13 protein-coding genes are annotated in these 17,739 nt (G+C 67.8%); 7 read left to right on the forward strand and 6 right to left on the reverse strand.

The features are described from left to right. Window positions 1-140 precede the first annotated feature (140 nt). Complete coding sequence (gene uvrA, locus JNB_RS03480) at window positions 141-3,356, reverse strand: excinuclease ABC subunit UvrA (RefSeq protein WP_009775024.1); 3,216 nt, start codon at window positions 3,354-3,356, stop codon at window positions 141-143. Between the two features lie 249 nt (window positions 3,357-3,605). On the opposite strand from uvrA, the gene JNB_RS03485 reads away from it, so the two are divergent. From JNB_RS03485 to JNB_RS03505, 5 genes are all read left to right on the forward strand, one after another. Next, window positions 3,606-5,000 (forward strand): IS110 family transposase, encoded by a 1,395-nt coding sequence (locus JNB_RS03485; protein WP_083784559.1) that lies wholly within the window; start codon window positions 3,606-3,608, stop codon window positions 4,998-5,000. 70 nt (window positions 5,001-5,070) lie between these two features. After that, the gene (locus JNB_RS03490; protein WP_009775026.1) at window positions 5,071-6,234 is read left to right on the forward strand and encodes a hypothetical protein; all 1,164 of its coding nucleotides are present in this window, start codon (window positions 5,071-5,073) and stop codon (window positions 6,232-6,234) included. A gap of 4 nt (window positions 6,235-6,238) precedes the next feature. Next, window positions 6,239-6,922 carry a maleylpyruvate isomerase family mycothiol-dependent enzyme gene (locus JNB_RS20260; RefSeq protein WP_009775027.1) on the forward strand — a complete coding sequence of 228 codons (684 nt, stop codon included), beginning with the start codon at window positions 6,239-6,241 and terminating at the stop codon, window positions 6,920-6,922. A gap of 2 nt (window positions 6,923-6,924) precedes the next feature. Further along, window positions 6,925-7,590, forward strand: coding sequence for an MBL fold metallo-hydrolase (locus JNB_RS03500; protein WP_040883555.1), 666 nt, complete (start codon window positions 6,925-6,927; stop codon window positions 7,588-7,590). A gap of 23 nt (window positions 7,591-7,613) precedes the next feature. Continuing rightward, window positions 7,614-8,486, forward strand: a complete 873-nt coding sequence (locus tag JNB_RS03505) for a DMT family transporter (RefSeq protein WP_009775029.1) — start codon at window positions 7,614-7,616, stop codon at window positions 8,484-8,486. A 33-nt stretch (window positions 8,487-8,519) separates the two neighbouring features. Here the strand turns inward: JNB_RS03505 and JNB_RS03510 are convergent, their stop codons facing one another. Both JNB_RS03510 and JNB_RS03515 read right to left on the reverse strand, forming a co-directional pair. After that, window positions 8,520-9,503: a TerC family protein gene (locus JNB_RS03510; RefSeq protein ID WP_009775030.1), complete on the reverse strand. Its 984-nt coding sequence runs from the start codon at window positions 9,501-9,503 to the stop codon at window positions 8,520-8,522. Window positions 9,504-9,863: 360 nt separating this feature from the next. After that, on the reverse strand, window positions 9,864-11,855 hold the full coding sequence (locus tag JNB_RS03515) for an HNH endonuclease signature motif containing protein (RefSeq protein ID WP_009775031.1): 1,992 nt from the start codon (window positions 11,853-11,855) through the stop codon (window positions 9,864-9,866). 237 nt (window positions 11,856-12,092) lie between these two features. On the opposite strand from JNB_RS03515, the gene JNB_RS03520 reads away from it, so the two are divergent. Further along, window positions 12,093-12,920, forward strand: a complete 828-nt coding sequence (locus tag JNB_RS03520) for a S9 family peptidase (protein ID WP_009775032.1) — start codon at window positions 12,093-12,095, stop codon at window positions 12,918-12,920. Here the strand turns inward: JNB_RS03520 and JNB_RS03525 are convergent. Both JNB_RS03525 and uvrB read right to left on the reverse strand, forming a co-directional pair. Next, window positions 12,884-13,255: an MmcQ/YjbR family DNA-binding protein gene (locus tag JNB_RS03525; protein ID WP_009775033.1), complete on the reverse strand. Its 372-nt coding sequence runs from the start codon at window positions 13,253-13,255 to the stop codon at window positions 12,884-12,886. The genes JNB_RS03520 and JNB_RS03525 overlap by 37 nt on opposite strands. 28 nt (window positions 13,256-13,283) lie before the next feature. Continuing rightward, window positions 13,284-15,398, reverse strand: a complete 2,115-nt coding sequence (gene uvrB / locus JNB_RS03530; RefSeq protein ID WP_009775034.1) for an excinuclease ABC subunit UvrB — start codon at window positions 15,396-15,398, stop codon at window positions 13,284-13,286. A 115-nt stretch (window positions 15,399-15,513) separates the two neighbouring features. Between uvrB and JNB_RS03535 the strand changes: the two genes are divergently transcribed. Further along, a complete protein-coding gene (locus JNB_RS03535; protein WP_237700604.1) occupies window positions 15,514-16,560 on the forward strand; it encodes a Gfo/Idh/MocA family protein in 1,047 nt (348 codons plus the stop codon). Here JNB_RS03535 and coaE read toward each other — a convergent pair. Further along, entirely contained in the window at window positions 16,545-17,711 is a 1,167-nt protein-coding gene (coaE, locus tag JNB_RS03540; RefSeq protein WP_009775036.1) for a dephospho-CoA kinase, read from the reverse strand. The two genes, JNB_RS03535 and coaE, sit on opposite strands and share 16 nt — an antisense overlap. Window positions 17,712-17,739: the final 28 nt, after the last annotated feature.

The following is a 17,739-nucleotide window of genomic DNA, read 5'->3' on the forward strand; positions in this document are numbered from 1 at the left end:
GCCGGGTCCCATGCGCCCACGCAGACCGTGGGACCCGTGCGTGGGCCCGGGCACGCGTCACCTGAGAAGGCCCCGCACCGTGTTGGTGCGGGGCCTTCTCATGGGCGGGTTGACAGACGGGGAGTATGCCGCCCGCTCACCTACGCGCTCTTGCGCGGCGTCCGCTTCGCTGTCTTGGTCGTCTTGGCTGTCTTGGTCGTCTTGGCACCCGTGGACGGCCGGGCCGACGTCGCGGCCGTCGTCTCGGTCCGCGTCGCGGCGCGCGCCGCCGCGGTCTTCTTGGGTGCCGCAGCCTTCTTGGTCGCAGCGGTCTTCGCGGTCGCCTTCTTCGGGGCGACTCCCCTTGCGGCAGCTGTCGTCTTCGATGTGATCGCCTTGGTGGGAACGGCCTTCTTCTTGGCTGCTGCCGTGGGACGCGTCGTCGTGCGTGACGTCTTCGCGAGCACCGGCGCGAGGAAGTGGCCGGTGTAGCTGTCTGGGTGGAGCGCAACCTGCTCGGGCGTGCCGGTCGCGACGACGGAGCCACCCTTGTTGCCGCCCTCGGGTCCGAGGTCGACGATGTAGTCCGCGCACTTGATGACGTCGAGATTGTGCTCGATGACGATGACGGTGTTGCCCTTGTCGACGAGGCCCTGGAGGACGCCGAGGAGCTTGCGGATGTCCTCGAAGTGCAGACCCGTCGTGGGCTCGTCGAGGACGTAGATCGTCCGGCCCGTCGAACGCTTCTGCAGCTCGGTCGCGAGCTTGACGCGCTGCGCCTCGCCACCGGAGAGCGTGGGAGCCGGCTGCCCCAACCGCACGTAGCCCAGGCCCACCTCGGTGAGCGTCGTCATGTGACGGGCGATCGCCGGGACGGCCGCGAAGAACTCGGCCGCCTCCTCGATCGGCATGTCCAGGACGTCGGCGATGGTCTTGCCCTTGAAGTGGACCTCGAGCGTCTCGCGGTTGTAACGGGCGCCGTGGCAGACCTCGCACGGCACGTAGACGTCGGGCAGGAAGTTCATCTCGATCTTGATCGTGCCGTCGCCGGAGCAGGCGTCGCAGCGACCACCCTTGACGTTGAACGAGAAGCGCCCGGGCTGGTAGCCGCGGATCTTGGCCTCGGTCGTCGTTGCGAAGAGCTTGCGGATCGCGTCGAAGACGCCCGTGTAGGTGGCCGGGTTGGAGCGCGGTGTGCGGCCGATCGGGCCCTGGTCGACGTGGACGACCTTGTCGAGATGCTCGAGCCCGGTCACCGTCTTGTGGCGACCGGGGACGTGTCGTGCGCCGTTGAGCTTGTTGGCGAGCACGTGGTAGAGGATGTCGTTGACCAGCGTGGACTTGCCCGAGCCGGACACACCGGTCACGGCGACGAGGTTGCCGAGGGGGAAGCTGGCGGTGACGTCATGGAGGTTGTGCTCGCGAGCGCCGACGACGGTGACCTCGCGGCCCTTCTCCTGCGGCCGGCGGACGGCCGGGAGCGGGATCTCGGCGCGACCCGAGAGGTACTTGCCGGTGATCGACGTGGGGTGGGTGAGCAGGTCGGCGACGGTGCCGGAGTGGACGACCTCTCCCCCGTGCTCGCCCGCGCCCGGGCCGATGTCGACGACCCAGTCGGCGGTGGCGATCGTGTCCTCGTCGTGCTCGACGACGATGAGCGTGTTGCCGAGGTCTCGCAGTCGGGTCAGGGTCTCGATGAGCCGGTGGTTGTCGCGCTGGTGCAGCCCGATGCTCGGCTCGTCGAGGACGTAGAGGACGCCGACGAGGCCGGAGCCGATCTGGGTGGCGAGCCGGATGCGTTGTGCCTCACCACCGGACAGGGTGCCGGACGGCCGGTCGAGACTGAGGTAGTCGAGGCCGACGTCGAGGAGGAAGCCGAGTCGGGCGTTGATCTCCTTGATGACCCGCTCGGCGATCTGCTGCTCGCGCACGGTGAAGTCGACGTGCTCGAGGAAGCCAGCCGACTCGGAGATGGGGAGGGAGCAGACGTCGGCGATGCTCTTGCCGCCGATGAGGACGGCGAGCGACTCGGGCTTGAGCCGGCTGCCTCGACAGGCAGGGCAGGGCACCTCGCGCATGTAGCCCTCGTAGCGCTCACGGCTCCACTCGGAGTCGGTCTCGGCGTGCCGACGCTTCACGAACGGGATCGCGCCCTCGAAGCCGGTCGTGTAGGAGCGCTCACGACCGAAGCGGTTCTTGTACTTGACGTGGACCTTGTGGTTGCGGCCGTGGAGGAGTGACTCCCTGGCGCGTTCGGGCAGGGACCGCCACGGGGCGTCGATGCTGAACTTCAGCTCCTCGGAGAGAGCGCCGAGAACCCGCTGGAAGTACTCGGACGCGCCACTGCCGGACGCCCATGGCGCGATGGCGCCCTCGGCCAGGGACAGGTCGTCATTGGGGACGACGAGCTCGGGGTCGACCTCGAGCTCGGTGCCGATGCCGGTGCAGACCGTGCAGGCACCAAAGGGTGAGTTGAACGAGAAGGAGCGGGGCTCGACCTCATCCATCGCCAGCGGGTGGTTGTTGGGACAGGCCATCTTCTCGGAGAAGCGTCGCTCGCGGGGCAGGGCCTCACCCTCGGCTCCCTCGGGGACGTCGACGAACTCGATGAGCACGACACCACCAGCAAGGCCCAGCGCGGTCTCGACGGAGTCGGTGAGACGCCGCTTGGACGAGGCGTCGCCACCCTTGGCGACGAGGCGGTCGACCACGACGTCGATCGTGTGCTTGATCTGCTTCTCGAGCGTCGGCGGCTCGGCCAGAGAGACGACCTCGCCATCGACGCGCGCTCGAGCGAAGCCCTTGGACTGCAGCTCGGCGAAGAGGTCGACGAACTCCCCCTTGCGGGCCCGCACGACCGGCGCGAGCACCTGGAAGCGGGTGCGCTCGGGCAGTTCGAGCAGCTGGTCGACGATCTGCTGCGGGCTCTGCCGCGTGATCGGCTCGCCACACGTTGGGCAGTGCGGTCGGCCGGCACGGGCGAACAGCAGGCGGAGGTAGTCGTAGACCTCGGTGATCGTGCCGACGGTCGAGCGCGGGTTGCGGTTGGTGGACTTCTGGTCGATCGAGACGGCCGGGGACAGTCCCTCGATGAAGTCGACGTCTGGCTTGTCCATCTGCCCGAGGAACTGACGGGCATAGGCGGACAGCGACTCGACATAGCGGCGCTGTCCCTCGGCGAAGATCGTGTCGAAGGCGAGCGAGGACTTGCCGGACCCCGACAGACCCGTGAAGACGACGAGCGAGTCGCGCGGGAGGTCGACCGAGACGTCCTTGAGGTTGTGCTCACGCGCACCACGCACGATGAGGCGGTCGTGGGTGGCGCTCCCGGAGCGTCGGGCGGGCGTGGGGGTCACAGCAGAAGTCACGTTCACCATGCTAGGTGTCGCCACCGACATTTAGCGTTGGGGTAGGTTCGCGGGCGGCCGAACCACCGACCGGGACACGTGGTGATCCCTGAGCGCTGAGTGGTCGTCCGCGAGCCGGTGTCTGGTCGATGCGGTGTCCCTGTTCGGGAACTTGGAGCCAGCCGGTTGGCGTGGACTCCTGCTTAGAGAATGTCTGGGCCGCGGCCGCGAGGGTCAGTCACCTGATGGATCAGGATCCGACTGACAGGAGCGGTGACGATGGTATTGACATTGGGTATCGACGTGGCCTGCAGGGCTGCGCATCAAGCGACACTCGTACGCGATGGCGCGACCGTGTGGCGGGGCAGAAAGTTCTGGACCCGGCCCGCGGATCTTGATCGGTTGTGGGCCGATCTGGACCTTTGTGACCCGGGCGATTTGACGGTCGTTGTTGAGCCCACCCGCAATGCGTGGATCGTGGTCGCGGAATGGTTCCGGCGTCGCGGAGCCCGGGTGGTGATGGTCCCGACGACGCAGTCGGCGGACCTGCGGAAGTACTACTCCAAGCACACCAAGAACGACCGGATCGACTCTGAACTGCTCGCCAGGTTGCCGATGCTGCACCCCGAAGGCTTGCGTGAGTATTCCGGCCAGGGACCAGCCGACGCGCTACGGCGGCTGGTCAAGCAGCGCTCGACGATGGTCAAGCGCCGCACTGCGGTCTACTCCCGGCTCGACGCTCTGGTCGAGCTCCTGGGCCCTGCCTGGTACGAGGTGCTCCGGTCGAACTATGGCATCGCTGCGCTCGAGTTCCTGGCCCGCTATGCCGACCCGAACGCGGTGATCCGGCTCGGTCAGGCACGGCTGGCCAGGTTCCTGATCGCTCGTTCGCGCGGTGCGTGGCGTCAGGATCACGCAGCAGGACTGGTCGTGGCAGCCAAAGACACCCTCGCCCTGTGGGGACCTGCCGGGATGGACTTTGCCGAGCTCGCCGACGACATCGGCCACGAGGCCGAGCAAGCCTTGTTCCTGACCCGTCAGATCAAGCAGATCGACGAGCGGGTCGCGAACCTCTACGCCGAAGCCGACCCCCAGGGCATCGTGGCCTCCGCCCCCGGAGTGGGCCCGGTGATCAGCGCCGTCATCGCCGGCCGGATCGGCGACCCGCACCGGTTCACTTCGCTGGCCGCGATCCGCGCCTACACCGGGCTGGTCCCCAAAGTCAGCCAGTCCGGGGTCCGCAAGGTCGAGTCCTCAATCACCAAAGCCGGCGACCCCCTGCTGCGCGAAATGTTGTTCACCGCCGCCGACCAAGCCCGCAAGATCGACCCGCAGATCGCCGCGAAATACCAGCGACTGATGGTCGGCGACCGCCACCATGACTCCGCGATCTGCCACCTGGCCACCCAACTGCTCACCCGCATCGCGACCTGCATGCGCACCGGCCAGCCCTACGCCCTACGCGACGTCGACGGCACCCCCATCACCGAAGCCGAGGGCCGAGCCATCGTCAAAGAGCGATACCAGATCCCTGCGCGGCACCGCGACAACCTCCGCCACAAGCAGATGCGCGACCGCCGCAAGCAGGCGGCGAGCCCGGAGTCACAGAAGTCGCAAAGCGCTCCAACATCCGGGCCCGCCAACACCAAGCCTACGAGCCGCCAAGTGGCTTGACTCTGGTTAGGAACTCAGCCTCTGACGAAGACTCCTCGCGCCCACCACAGGCGCACCTACAGTGACAGGGGTGAAGGCGCGTTCACTCATGCTCGGGGTCCTCGTGGGATCGGGACTCCTCGTCGGTGCGTGCAGCACCGACTCCCCCGAGCCCACGCGCACCACCGGCCCCACGAGCCACCTCGGCCTCTCCTGGCAACGGGTCGCACTGCCTCCAGGACTGTCCGCGGTGACCCTGGCCAGCGACGACAGCACTGTCCTCGTCGGCGCCTTCAGCAGCGAGCGGCCACACCCCCGCATCCTGGTCGGGACAAGTCCCACGACCTTGCGCGACGTCCCGCTCACCCCACGCTCCCCCTACGCCTTCGAGGGCCGCTGGTCACAGATCGTCGCCCGCGACGGTCACATCGACGCCATCGCCGGCGCGCGCGGTGGAGCCCACGGCAACTACCGCTGGACGACGTGGTCGGGCACCACGACCGGTGTGGCAGAGCAGGAACAGCCCTTCGGGGTCTTCGGCAGCTACGGCGCGGGAGACCTTGCCGGCATGGCGTATGCCGGCACGTCACCCGTGATTCTCGGTGCCTGGCAGAGCGACCGAACCGGTCTGGACATCGCGACGTGGAACCGCACCGGCCCCCGATGGGCCCGGCAGACATCCACCGGCACCCCCTTGGGCAGCACCCCGTCAGAGCTGGTCGGCGCGACGGCCATCACGTCCGGGGGCGACGGTCTCGTCCTGTCCGGCTCCCTCACCCGACTCGAGCCCGGCTCCGTCACAGTGAGTCCCGCCGTGTGGACCTCACCTGATGCGGACGGTCCGTGGACCCGGGTGGACCTCCCCCACGCGGTCCCCTCACAGGGCAGCACCCTCGCCGAAGCGCACGCTGCCACGTGCACCCCACACCAGTGCCTCGTCGCGGGCACGGTCGGCGGACGCTTCAGCCTCTGGGAGGTGGGCGGCACCACGACAACGAACGCACCCGGCATACCCGACATCGAGGTGACCGAGAACGCCAGCGTCCTCCCGCCCGTGAGTGTCGACGGGAAGGACGACTTCGTCGTGCCGTCCGGCAAGGGCAGCAAGGTGCTGCAGCGGTCGGGCGAGGACTGGTCGGTCGGTGACGGACCCGATGGGACACCCGTCTCCGCGATCGCCCATGGTGATGAGGTCTGGGTCGTCACCACGGACGCGCAAGGCATGGGCACGTTGTGGCGCTCGCGCGTAGCCTGACGTCGTGACCGATCTCCTTGCCGCCATTGATGATCACACCGCCCGACTGGTCTCCGACGCCCGTGGCGCCGACGACCTCACGGCCCCGAGCCTGTGCGAGGGGTGGAGCCGCGACCACGTCCTGAACCACATCGCGCGCAACGCGGAGGCCCTGAGCCGCCTCGTGGCGTCGGCCGTCGACGGCACCGGCGAGACGATGTACGCCTCACCGGAACAGCGCGACCTCGACATCGATGCCGGTGTCGGCCGTCCACCCGAGGTCGTCGTGGCGGATGTCGAGGAGACCGCGGGGCCCCTCAGCGCCGACCTCGCTCGTCTCACTGATGAGCACCGCGACATCGTGCTGGAGCGGACGCCCGGTGGACCGACCTTCAAGGGCGGGATGCTCACGTTCATGCGCCTGCGCGAGGTCATCTACCACCACGTCGACCTCGACCTCGGGTTCGGTTTCGACGACCTCGACAAGGACCTCCAGACCCTCTTCATCGAGAACGAGCTCAAGCGCCAACAGGGCGCGCCCGCAGCGCCCTCCGTCACGATCCGCAGCGACGAGGGTGATGTCTGGACCATCAGCGACGGCGACACGGCCGTCGAAGGCACGCGCGGCGGCATACTCCACTGGTTGGCCCGCCAGGACCCGTCGGGCGTCCGCAGCGACGCCCTCCCGGACCTCACGGCCGGACTGTGACGATGACGGACTACACCGGCGACGTGGCCCCCGGCGGTCCCACTGACACCCGCGAGCTCGAGCACCTCGTCATCCGCAAGATCGCGGTGTCGGAGATGTCGAACAACGCCTACCTGCTGACCTGCCGCGCCACTGGGGAGCAGCTCCTCATCGACGCGGCCGACGACCCGACCCGGCTCACCGCCCTCATCCGTGAGGGCACCGGCAGCCTCGAACACATCGTCACGACCCACCAGCACTGGGACCACGTGCGGGCTCTGCCCGACCTCGTCGACGCGTTCCATCCGCGCACCTACGCCGGGCGCGACGACGCCGAGGCCCTGCCCGTGCGCCCCGATGTCCGCCTCGCCCAGGGCGATCGGATCACCGTCGGCCAGTGTGAGCTCGCGGTCATCCACCTGCGCGGACACACCCCCGGATCGGTGGCGGTGGCGTACGCCGACCCCGCCGGGCACACGCACCTCTTCACCGGCGACTCACTCTTTCCCGGTGGGATCGGCAACACCAAGAACCCCGGCCAGAGCTTCGACAGCCTCATCGAGGACGTCTCCGCACGACTCTTCGACGTCTTTGATGACGAGACCTGGGTCTACCCGGGCCACGGCGGCGACACCACCCTCGGAGCCGAGCGACCCCATCTCACGGAGTGGCGCGAACGCGGTTGGTGAGTGGGGCGACCTAGCCTGACGACGTGCGTCGTCTCGAGAGTGTGCCCGCCCCGCTCCTCGTCCTCGCCGGCATCATCTCGGTGCAGTTCGGTGGTGCCCTCGCGGCCACCCTCGTCCCCGAGATCGGCGCCGGCGGTTCGGTGGTCATGCGGCTGCTCTTCGCAACCGTCATCCTGCTCGCGATCGTGCGGCCACGCTGGCGGGGGCACTCACGCCGCGCCTGGCTGACCGTCATCGGCTTCGGGCTCGCGCTGGGGCTCATGAACTTCACGTTCTACGGCTCGCTCGCCCACCTGCCCATCGGCGTCGCGGTGACGATCGAGTTCCTGGGGCCCCTGCTCCTCGCGGCGGCCATGTCGCGACGAGCCGTGGACCTCGTTGCCGTCGCCGCTGCCGCCGGTGGAGTCCTCCTCATCTCGCAGGCGCTCTCGGTGCCCTTCGCCGAGCTCAACCTCACCGGGCTGGGACTGGCCGCGGCAGCGGGAGCGTTCTGGGCGGCATACATCATCTTCAGCGGGCGAACGGGAGCCGAGTTCGAGAAGCTCGAAGGACTCGCCCTCGCGATGGTCGTCGCCAGCGTCGTCACCCTGCCGCTGGGGATCGCGTCCGTCCCCGACTGGACCGGCGGGCTCATCGCCAAGGGCCTCGGGATCGCCGTGCTGTCCTCGGTCCTGCCGTACTCCCTCGAGCTCGTCGCGCTGCGTCGCCTCAGCGCCCAGGCGTTCGGCATCCTGCTCAGCCTCGAGCCAGCAGCGGCTGCCCTGGCGGGGTTGCTCGTCCTCAGTCAGACGCTCAACGGCTGGCAGCTGGTCGGCATGACGCTCGTCGTCCTCGCGTCAGCGATCGTCCTCGGTCTCGGGACACGCAAGGACCCCGCCGAATCGACGGGGTCCTAGACGTTTTCACACGGCGTATGCCGTGTGCGCGGCTCAGGCGTTGATCTCCGCCTTGGCGTCGCGCTTGGTCTTCCAGAGGCTGGCCACCGTCGTGACACCGAGGATGACGACGATCGCGCCGAGCGAGACCGCGATCGGGATCTCCGGGACCCTGATGTGCTCGCCACCGTTGATGAACGGCAGCTCGTTCTCGTGGAGCGCGTGGAGGATGAGCTTGACGCCGATGAAGGCCAACAGCACCGAGAGGCCGAGGCTGAGGTAGACGAGCTTCTGCAGCAGGCCACCCAGCAGGAAGTACAGCTGCCGCAGACCCATCAGCGCGAAGAGGTTCGCAGTGAGGACGAGGTAGGGCTCCTTGGTGAGGCCGTAGATCGCCGGGATCGAGTCGAGCGCGAAGAGCAGATCGGTCGTGCCCAGTGCCAGGACCACGATGAAGAGCGGCGTGACGACGCGCTTCGCGTTCTCCTTCGTGAAGAGCTTGCTGCTCCACTCCTTGGTCGACGGGAGCGTGTTCTCGACCCACTTCATGAAGCGGTTCTCCTCGTACTCCTCGTCGTCGCTCTCACCCTCCGTCGCGAGCTTGATCGCGGTGTAGATGAGGAACGCGCCGAAAATGTAGAAGACCCACGAGAAGTTGTTGATCGCAGCCGCGCCCAGCCAGATGAAGATGCCGCGCAGGACGATCGCGATGATGATGCCCCACATGAGGGCGGTCTGCTGGAACTTCTCGGGCACGGCGAACTTCGCCATGATCAACAGGAAGATGAACAGGTTGTCGACCGACAGCGAGTACTCGGTCAGCCACCCTGCATAGAACTCACCCGCCAGCTGACTGCCGTGGCTCAACCACACCCAGACGCCGAAGAGGACTGCAGCGCCCACGTAGAACGACAGGGCGAGGACCAGTTCCTTCGTGGCGGGTCGATGCGGATTGCGCGCGATCATGACCACGTCGAAGATCAGGACGGCGACGGCGATACCGATGGTCAGGAGCCACTGCCACGTGGCGACGTTCATGGACGGTGTCGCCGCTGCGAGGGTGCTGAGAGAATGCAAAGCGGACAACCTTTCGAGGTTGGGGACATGGCCCGGAGGTCTCTCCCGCCCCTGAAGGCTGGACCGGCTCCCCGGGCTGGCGCTGAGGCCAGCCGTGATGACGAGGAAACCGCACTGGGGATACTCCCCTCCGCTGGTCAGGATTCTCTCACGGCTTCGCTCGTGAGATGAATCCTGACCACCGGAGTGGGCCCGCCCTCCGCTGAAGGAGGCCCGCCCTCCGCTCGCACGGCTTCGCTCGTGAGATGAATCCTGACCACCGGAGTGGGCCCGCCCCCGTTCGAGGAGGCCCCTCCGGTCAGTCAGCGACCAGCAGCATCCTCAGAAGGGTGGGTCGTGGGTGATGGGCCGTTGGCCGGGGCCGTGACTCGTGCCCGCGTGCTCGAAGGTGATCTCGTCAGTGGGGTGAGACCAGATGACCCTGACTTCGTCCGCGTATCGCTGTGGTGGCGGCGGGCCGAGGGCGGAGCCCTTGTGAGCGGTCTCGAGCTGACGCCACAGGTGGTCCTCGAACACGGACGGGATCGCGTCGAGGTCACGCAGGTGGGTGCGGACCATGTCGTCGAAAGTGGCCGCGTCGGAGTGTTCGCACCTTTCGGGCACGTCTGGGCCCAACGGGACGGTAATGCGTTCGAGGTGGTTGATCGGATGAGTCGCGCTGACCCGGCCGGTGGGGTCGGTCCAGTGCACGACCCCATCGGGGTCGAGTCGAACCCTCCAACCGGGGCGTTGCTTGACCCGGTGATGCCGTCGACACAAACACATCAGGTTGATCGGGATCGTTTCACCGACCGGCCACGCGACGACGTGGTCCTGGTCGGTCTTGCTCGCGGGAACCACACAGTTCGGGAAGCGGCACCGCCCATCACGCAACCGCACGAGGCGGGCCATGTCCGCTGGGACGACGTACTTGTCGCTGCGCCGGGCAGCGTCTTTGCGGACCAGCCTGGCCAACGACGCCGGCACGATACCGCCGATGATCGCCCCCGTGTCACGGTGGCAGGTCAACGCTGTCGAGGGCACGACCTTCACGCCACGAGCAGCGGCGAGCCGGACCAGGTCAAGCAGGGTCGGTTGCGTCGAACCCAACCCACCGACCTCGGTCAACCGCCCAGCTGATGTCCGTTCCGCCGCAGCCGCAGCTGCGGGTTCCGGTTCACCTGCGGATTCCGGTGCAGGGCCGCCCTCGGCCCACGAGGGCTTGCGGGCCGACGAGGACTTGCGGGTCGACGAGGACTTATGGGCCGACGAGGGCTTGCGGGTCGGCGAGGACGAGGTCGAGGCCGAGGTGGCCGCACTGGTGTCGCGGTCCCTGCCTGCCGGTTCGGTGGTGTCCTCGGGCACGGTGCCGTGCAGGTGGATCGTGATGTCGGCCTGCTGCAAAACCAGTTGCGCGAGGGCATCAGCGCGGGCCTGGTCGATCTTCAGGGACGGGTCCGCGTTCTTGAGTTCCCGTGCGAGGGCTTCGACGGCCTGCCACATCGGCAACGACACCTCCACCGGCAGGTCGGCCTCCCAGTGATCGGTACCCAACGTCGCCGGAGAACGCCGCACCGACCGCCCCTCACGCGCTTCCGCTGCCTCCTTCTCGACCAGGTCGGGGTGAGCCCGCGCGACCATCCGCCGCACCCGACCCCGCAACGGACCAGCAGTCTCGTGCCAGCCCTGGCCGCGGCCCTCGTAGTGCTCGAACAGGTCGTCCACGATGTCCTGAGCGCCGTCGGACTCTTCCTCCCCCGCGCCACCGCACGCCTCAGCGTCGTCAGCATCGCCCGCCGCATCCGCCGCTTCGGCTCCTCCGGCCGCATCTGCTGCTTCCGCCGCACTGTGCTGGGTGCCCCTGTCCGTATCCGCGTTCGCGTTCGTGTTCGCTTCGGTGTCCTTCGGGATGATCTCCACCTCGGTGGTGACCACCCGGGCCCGCCACGGGTCCAGGTCACCGGACAACATCGCTCCCACCAGGCGCGGGGTCCTGCTCACCTGGTGCACCGCCAACTCGACCAACGTCGAGGCTGCCTGCGCACTGATGCCCAACACCGGCGCGATCAACCCGGGGGCATCCAAGGACACGTGCCCCAGCCCGCGGTGCTGCTCCACCCACGCACCGTGCACATCAACGTTGTCCTCCACCGCGGCCAGGTGCGCCACCGCGACGGTCTGCACCCCCGCCATGGTGTTGCTCGCACGGTGCGCCGCCTCGACCACACAGACAAGCTGCTCGCGGGACAACCCGGTCAGATCTGCCTCGCGCAACGCATCGACCACCGAGGCCGTGGCGGCCTTCAAAGTGGTGAGTGCGGCATCGAGTTCCATGCCTTGATTCTACCCGAACGTGAGTTCGATATTCGCGATATCCACAGATGAATCCGGTTCTGCTGTAAGCGAATTCGCCGAATTTCACGACGAGCACGCAGCTTCCCGTTAGCGTAGGAACAGTCCATCACGACCCACCGACAGCCCACCAAATCCGGCGAGCCGCCCAAGGCTTCGACTGCCCCATGGCGCGACGTGGAACGAGGGCCTGACCCACTGGCGGCATAGGGTGCGTTCGTGCCCACTCGCAGGTCGATCCTCCTCGCCGCGACAGTGCTGCCCCTCGCGGCGTGTGAGGCCTCAACGCCCGATTCGACCACCGATGGAGATGGACCGATGCGGATCAGCTATGGCGACGACGAGAGCCAGTTCGGCGAGCTGACCAAGCCTGCAGGTGCGAGCAAGGGTGTCGTGGTGGTCATTCACGGTGGCTTCTGGAAGTCGGCGTACGACCTCGACCTGGGGCGCCCCCTCGCGCAATCCCTGGCCGGGCAGGGCTGGACGGCCTGGAACATCGAGTACCGCCGGGTCGGGAACGGCGGCGGCGCTCCCGCCACGTTCGATGACGTCGACGCGGCCATCGACAAGCTCGCCGACATCGACGGCCTGGACACCACCACGACGCTCACGCTCGGGCACTCCGCCGGCGGGCACCTCGCAGTGTGGGCCGCAGGTCGGCAGGACCAACCTCAATGGCAGGGCGCCAAGGTCCACATCACCGGCGCGCTCTCGCAGGCCGGAGTCCTCGACCTGCGAGCCGCCCACGACGACGACCTCGGCAGCGGGGCCGTCGAAGCGCTCCTGGGCCATGCGCCCACGAAGGCGGACGTGGCCTACGACCCGCAGCAGCAGATCCCGCTCAAGGTGCCGGTGCGCTGCATCCATGGCGGCAGCGATGAGAACGTGCCACCGAGCCAGTCCACCGACTACGTGGCCGCAGCCACCAGGGCCGGCGCGGACGCGTCAGTCGTCGAGATCGCCGGCGACCACTTCATCGTCATCGACGTGGAATCGAGCGCCTGGACCCGTCAGCTGGACCTGCTGGACGAACTGTCGGGCCGCTGACTTCGGGGCAGCTTCCCGACGACGAGGTCGTACGACGTGTCGATTGCCTCGCGCAACGCCTCGTCGGGGACGGCACCACCGATCGCCAAGGTGTTCCAGCCGTGGCGCCCGATGTAGGGCGAAACAGCAGCGTCGTCCGGAAACTCGGCGATCCACTCGTCGGCCTCGGCCCGTGACCCGAGCTTGACGCCGACGCGGGCACCATCGGGCCCGCCACCGCCGAGGAAGGCGAAGATCTTGTCGCCGACCTTGGCGACGTCGTCGCCTTCCCAGGGCTGGTCGGCCCACGCACCGGGCTTGCTCAACGCGTAAGCGCTCACCTCGTCGGGAGTCATGCGCTTACCCAGACCAGGCCCGTCAGGTTCACTTCGTGGCCTCACTCATCTGGCGAAGCTCCTTCTTGAGGTCGCCGACCTCGTCACGCAGACGTGCCGCGAGCTCGAAGTGGAGGTCCGCCGCAGCCTTGTGCATCTGCGTCGTGAGCTCCTGGATGAGGTTGGCGAGGTCCCCGGCAGCGATGTTCTCGAGCCGACCGGCACCGACCGTGACCGCATCCGCAGCCAGAGCCCCGCGACCGCCACGACCGCCATCGCTCTTGCCCCGCGAGCGAGCACGACCCGAACCGAGCAGCTCCTCGGTGTCGGCATCCTCGCGTTCGAGCATGTCGGTGATGTCGGCGATCCGCTTGCGCAACGGCTGCGGGTCGACGCCGCGTTCGAGGTTGTAGGCGACCTGCTTCTCGCGTCGACGACTCGTCTCGTCCACGGCCTCCTGCATCGAGGGCGTCACCTTGTCGGCGTACATGTGCACCTGACCGGAGACATTTCGGGCAGCGCGACCGATGGTCTGGATGAGCGAGCGGGCCGACCGGAGGAAGCCCTCCTTGTCGGCGTCGAGGATGGACACCAGCGAGACCTCGGGAAGGTCGAGACCCTCACGCAGCAGGTTGATGCCGACGAGGACGTCGTACTCCCCCAGCCGCAGCTCGCGCAGCAGCTCGACCCGCCGCAACGTGTCGATGTCGGAGTGGAGGTAGCGAACCCGCACACCCTTGTCCAACAGGTAGTCCGTGAGGTCCTCGGCCATCTTCTTCGTCAAGGTCGTCACGAGCACGCGCTCGTTCCTGGCAGCTCGCAGGTTGATCTCGTGGAGCAGGTCGTCGATCTGGCCCTTGGTGGGCTTGAGGACGATCTCGGGGTCGATGAGCCCCGTCGGGCGGATGATCTGCTCGACGACACCGTCGGCCTGCGCCATCTCATAGTTGCCCGGCGTCGCGGACAGGTAGACGGTCTGACCGATGCGCTCGAGGAACTCCTCCCACTTGAGCGGGCGGTTGTCCATGGCCGACGGCAGGCGGAAGCCGTGGTCGACGAGGGTCCGCTTGCGTGAGGCGTCGCCTTCGTACATCGCACCGATCTGGGGCACGGTCACGTGCGACTCGTCGAGGACGAGAAGGAAGTCCTCGGGGAAGTAGTCGAGCAGGCAGTTCGGAGCCGTGCCGGCGGTGCGACCGTCGAGGTGCATCGAGTAGTTCTCGATCCCCGAGCACGACCCCACCTGGCGCATCATCTCGATGTCGTAGGTGGTGCGCATGCGCAGTCGTTGGGCCTCGAGCAGCTTGCCCTGGCTCTCGAACGTCTTGAGCTGCTCCGCGAGCTCGTGCTCGATCCCGGCGATGGCGCGCTCCATGCGCTCCGGTCCGGCGATGTAGTGCGAGGCGGGGAAGACGTACATCTCCTGCTCGTCGCGCACGATCTCGCCGGTGAGCGGGTGCAGCGTGTAGATCTTGTCGACCTCGTCGCCGAAGAACTCGATGCGGACTGCGAGCTCTTCGTACATCGGGATGATCTCGACCGTGTCGCCGCGCACCCGGAACGTCCCACGGGTGAACGCCAGGTCGTTGCGCGTGTACTGCATCTGCACGAACCGCCGCAGCAGGTCGTCGCGGTCGAGCTCGTCACCGACGCGCAGCTGCACCATCTTGTCGACGTACTCCTGCGGTGTCCCGAGACCGTAGATGCAGGACACCGACGCGACCACGATGACGTCACGACGGGTGAGCAGCGAGTTCGTCGCCGAGTGCCGCAACCGCTCGACCTCGTCGTTGATGGACGAGTCCTTCTCGATGTAGGTGTCGGTCTGCGGGACGTACGCCTCGGGCTGGAAGTAGTCGTAGTAGCTCACGAAGTACTCAACCGCGTTGTTGGGCAACAGCTCCCGGAACTCGTTGGCGAGCTGGGCCGCGAGCGTCTTGTTGGGGGCCATGACGAGCGTCGGCCGCTGCACCTGCTCGACGAGCCACGCCGTCGTCGCCGACTTGCCCGTGCCGGTGGCACCGAGCAGGACGACGTTCTGCTGGCCGGCGTTGATCCGCTCGGTCAGGTCCTTGATCGCTGCGGGTTGGTCGCCGGCCGGCTCGAAGTCGGACACGACCTGGAACGGTGCGACGGTGCGCTTCAAGTCTGTGGTGGGACGCATGCGTCCACGGTATGCCGTGCCACTGACAGTCGTGCCCGCCGTGGCACAGGACAGTCGCGTATGCCGGACGGGTACCTCCCTGACACGGAGTCACTTCGTGCGCGACGATGGTCCCGTGACCACGACGCTGCCCTTCCCCCGCACCCCCGACCCGCGCACTGCCCCGACCCTTCGGTGGGGAGTCCTCGGGCCCGGCTACATCGCCCGAGAGAGCGTCACGGCCCTGCGTGCCGAGACCGACCAGGTGATCCAGGCGGTCGCGTCGCGCGACCTGACCAGGGCGCAGGCCTTCGCGGACGAGTTCGGTGCGCACACGGCATACGGGTCCTATGAAGAGCTGGTCAACGACCCCGACGTCGACATCGTCTACATCGCCACCCCTCACTCCGAGCACCATGCCCAGGCGCTGCTCGCGCTCAACGCCGGCAAGCACGTCCTCGTCGAGAAGGCGTTCGCACGCAACGCTGCCGAGGCGCGCGACATCCTCGACACCGCGAAGGCCAAGGGCCTGTTGGCGATGGAGGCCATGTGGACACGTTTCCTGCCCGGCATCGATGTCGTGCGGCAGTGCCTCGAGGACGGCCTGCTCGGTGAGGTCGAGAACGTCTTCGCCGACCACGGCCAGCCGCTCTACCCGGGCGGGCCGCAGCGCCTCTCCGACCCGGCACTGGCCGGCGGCGCGCTCCTCGACCTCGGGATGTATCCCACGTCCTTCGCCAGCTTCGCGCTCGGCGGGATCGACACCGTCACCGCCACGGGCCGCCTCACCGACGAGGGGGTCGACGCGGAGGAGACCATCCTCGTCACCGGCACCCGGGGTGGTCGCGGTCTGCTGCACGCGACCATGACCACGCGGACGCCCACGACGGCGAGCATCAACGGCACCGCAGGGCGACTCGAGCTCGGCGACCCGGACAACCCCTCGAGCAGCTGGTACGCCCCCTCACGGGTCCGGTTCGTGTCACGCGACGCGCAGACCGACATCTCGTGGGAGCCCGAGAGCCGCACCCACGGGCTGCACTTCGAGTTCTGCGAAGCCGCGCGCTGCGTCGACGCCGGCCTCACCGAGAGTCCGCTCCTCCCCGCGGCCGAAACCCTGCGGATCATGGAGGTCCTCGACGCAGTGCGCGCCGATGTTGGGGTCACCTATCCCGGCGAGTGACCCGTCACGCGCTCATGCACGGAGTCGAACCACGGCTCCTTGGCATCGGTGTAGTCGTCGGTCGTGATCATCTGTGCCAGCAGGTCCATCTTGAGAGCCGCGTACTCCTCCCGCGCCTCGGCGTCCGTGCGTAGCCAGTCGCGGAAGTCCAGCGCCCAGCGATAGCCCGGCCCATCGACCTCGCGCACGTGAATGTGAGCGACTCGGCCGGGGTCCGCACTGCCGTGGAACCGCTTGGGCCACTCCGTGCCGTCCTTGCCGTTGTCCCTGGTGCTGTCGGGCACGCGCGGAAAACCGCTGCGCTGCAACGCTTCCACGAACTCCGGTGCATCGGCATCTGACAGGGATCGGACGCCGATCTGGAGGTCGATGACGTCCTTGGCGACGAGCCCAGGAACCGCGGTCGAGCCGATGTGGTCGACGCTGACCGCTCGGTCCCCCAACGCCCGCTGGAGGCGCGCGATGAGGCGTGCTGCCTCGGCCGACCACTCGGCCCTGTGTGAACTGAGCGTCAGTGCGTCCGGGCGACGAGCGCGTATGCCGTGAATCAGGTTCTCGTTGAACGGTTCCAGCCGCTCGGCCCAGAGTCTGCGAACCTCGGCCTCAAGGTGCTCACGCGTCCCGTTGTTGTCGAGCCAGATGTCAGCGGCGGCCATCCGGTCCTCGTCATCGGCCTGGGCGTCGATGCGGGCTTGAGCGTCCTCGGTGGGCATGTCACGGTCGCGCACGAGCCGCGCGAGCCGCTCCTCCTCGGCCACGCCGACGACGACGACCAAGTGGTAGTCAGCGCCCATGTGCTTCTCGACGATGAGCGGCATGTCGTGGACGACAACGGTGTTCGTGGGCACGGCGCTCATGAGCTCGGCGGTGCGCTTCCAGATCGCCGGGTGAGTGATCCCCTCGAGATCGGCCAGCGCGCTCGGGTCGGTGAAGACCACGCGCCCCAGCGCGGGCCGGTCCAGCTCGCCGTCAGCGGTGAGCACAACGTCCCCGAAGCGTTCGCGGATCTCGGTGAGGGCCGGCATACCCGGTTCGACCACTTCGCGGGCCACAACGTCTGCGTCGACAACGACGGCACCCAGCTCCGCCAGGAGCTTCGCGACCGTCGACTTGCCCGACCCGATTCCACCAGTGAGACCCACACGCAACATGGGCACAAGGTACCCGGCGGCGTCGTAG

The organism is Janibacter sp. HTCC2649, assembly GCF_000152705.1.
GTDB lineage: Bacteria > Actinomycetota > Actinomycetes > Actinomycetales > Dermatophilaceae > Knoellia.

Bases quoted from the DNA above. Each gene is read 5' to 3' on its own strand.
- JNB_RS03510 (WP_009775030.1), bottom strand. From the start codon at position 9,503: ATGAACGTCGCCACGTGGCAGTGGCTCCTGACCATCGGTATCGCCGTC.
- JNB_RS03515 (WP_009775031.1), bottom strand. From the start codon at position 11,855: ATGGAACTCGATGCCGCACTCACCACTTTGAAGGCCGCCACGGCCTCG.
- JNB_RS03500 (WP_040883555.1), top strand. From the start codon at position 6,925: ATGACGGACTACACCGGCGACGTGGCCCCCGGCGGTCCCACTGACACC.
- uvrA (WP_009775024.1), bottom strand. From the start codon at position 3,356: ATGGTGAACGTGACTTCTGCTGTGACCCCCACGCCCGCCCGACGCTCC.
- uvrB (WP_009775034.1), bottom strand. From the start codon at position 15,398: ATGCGTCCCACCACAGACTTGAAGCGCACCGTCGCACCGTTCCAGGTC.
- JNB_RS03485 (WP_083784559.1), top strand. From the start codon at position 3,606: ATGGTATTGACATTGGGTATCGACGTGGCCTGCAGGGCTGCGCATCAA.
- coaE (WP_009775036.1), bottom strand. From the start codon at position 17,711: ATGTTGCGTGTGGGTCTCACTGGTGGAATCGGGTCGGGCAAGTCGACG.
- JNB_RS03525 (WP_009775033.1), bottom strand. From the start codon at position 13,255: ATGACTCCCGACGAGGTGAGCGCTTACGCGTTGAGCAAGCCCGGTGCG.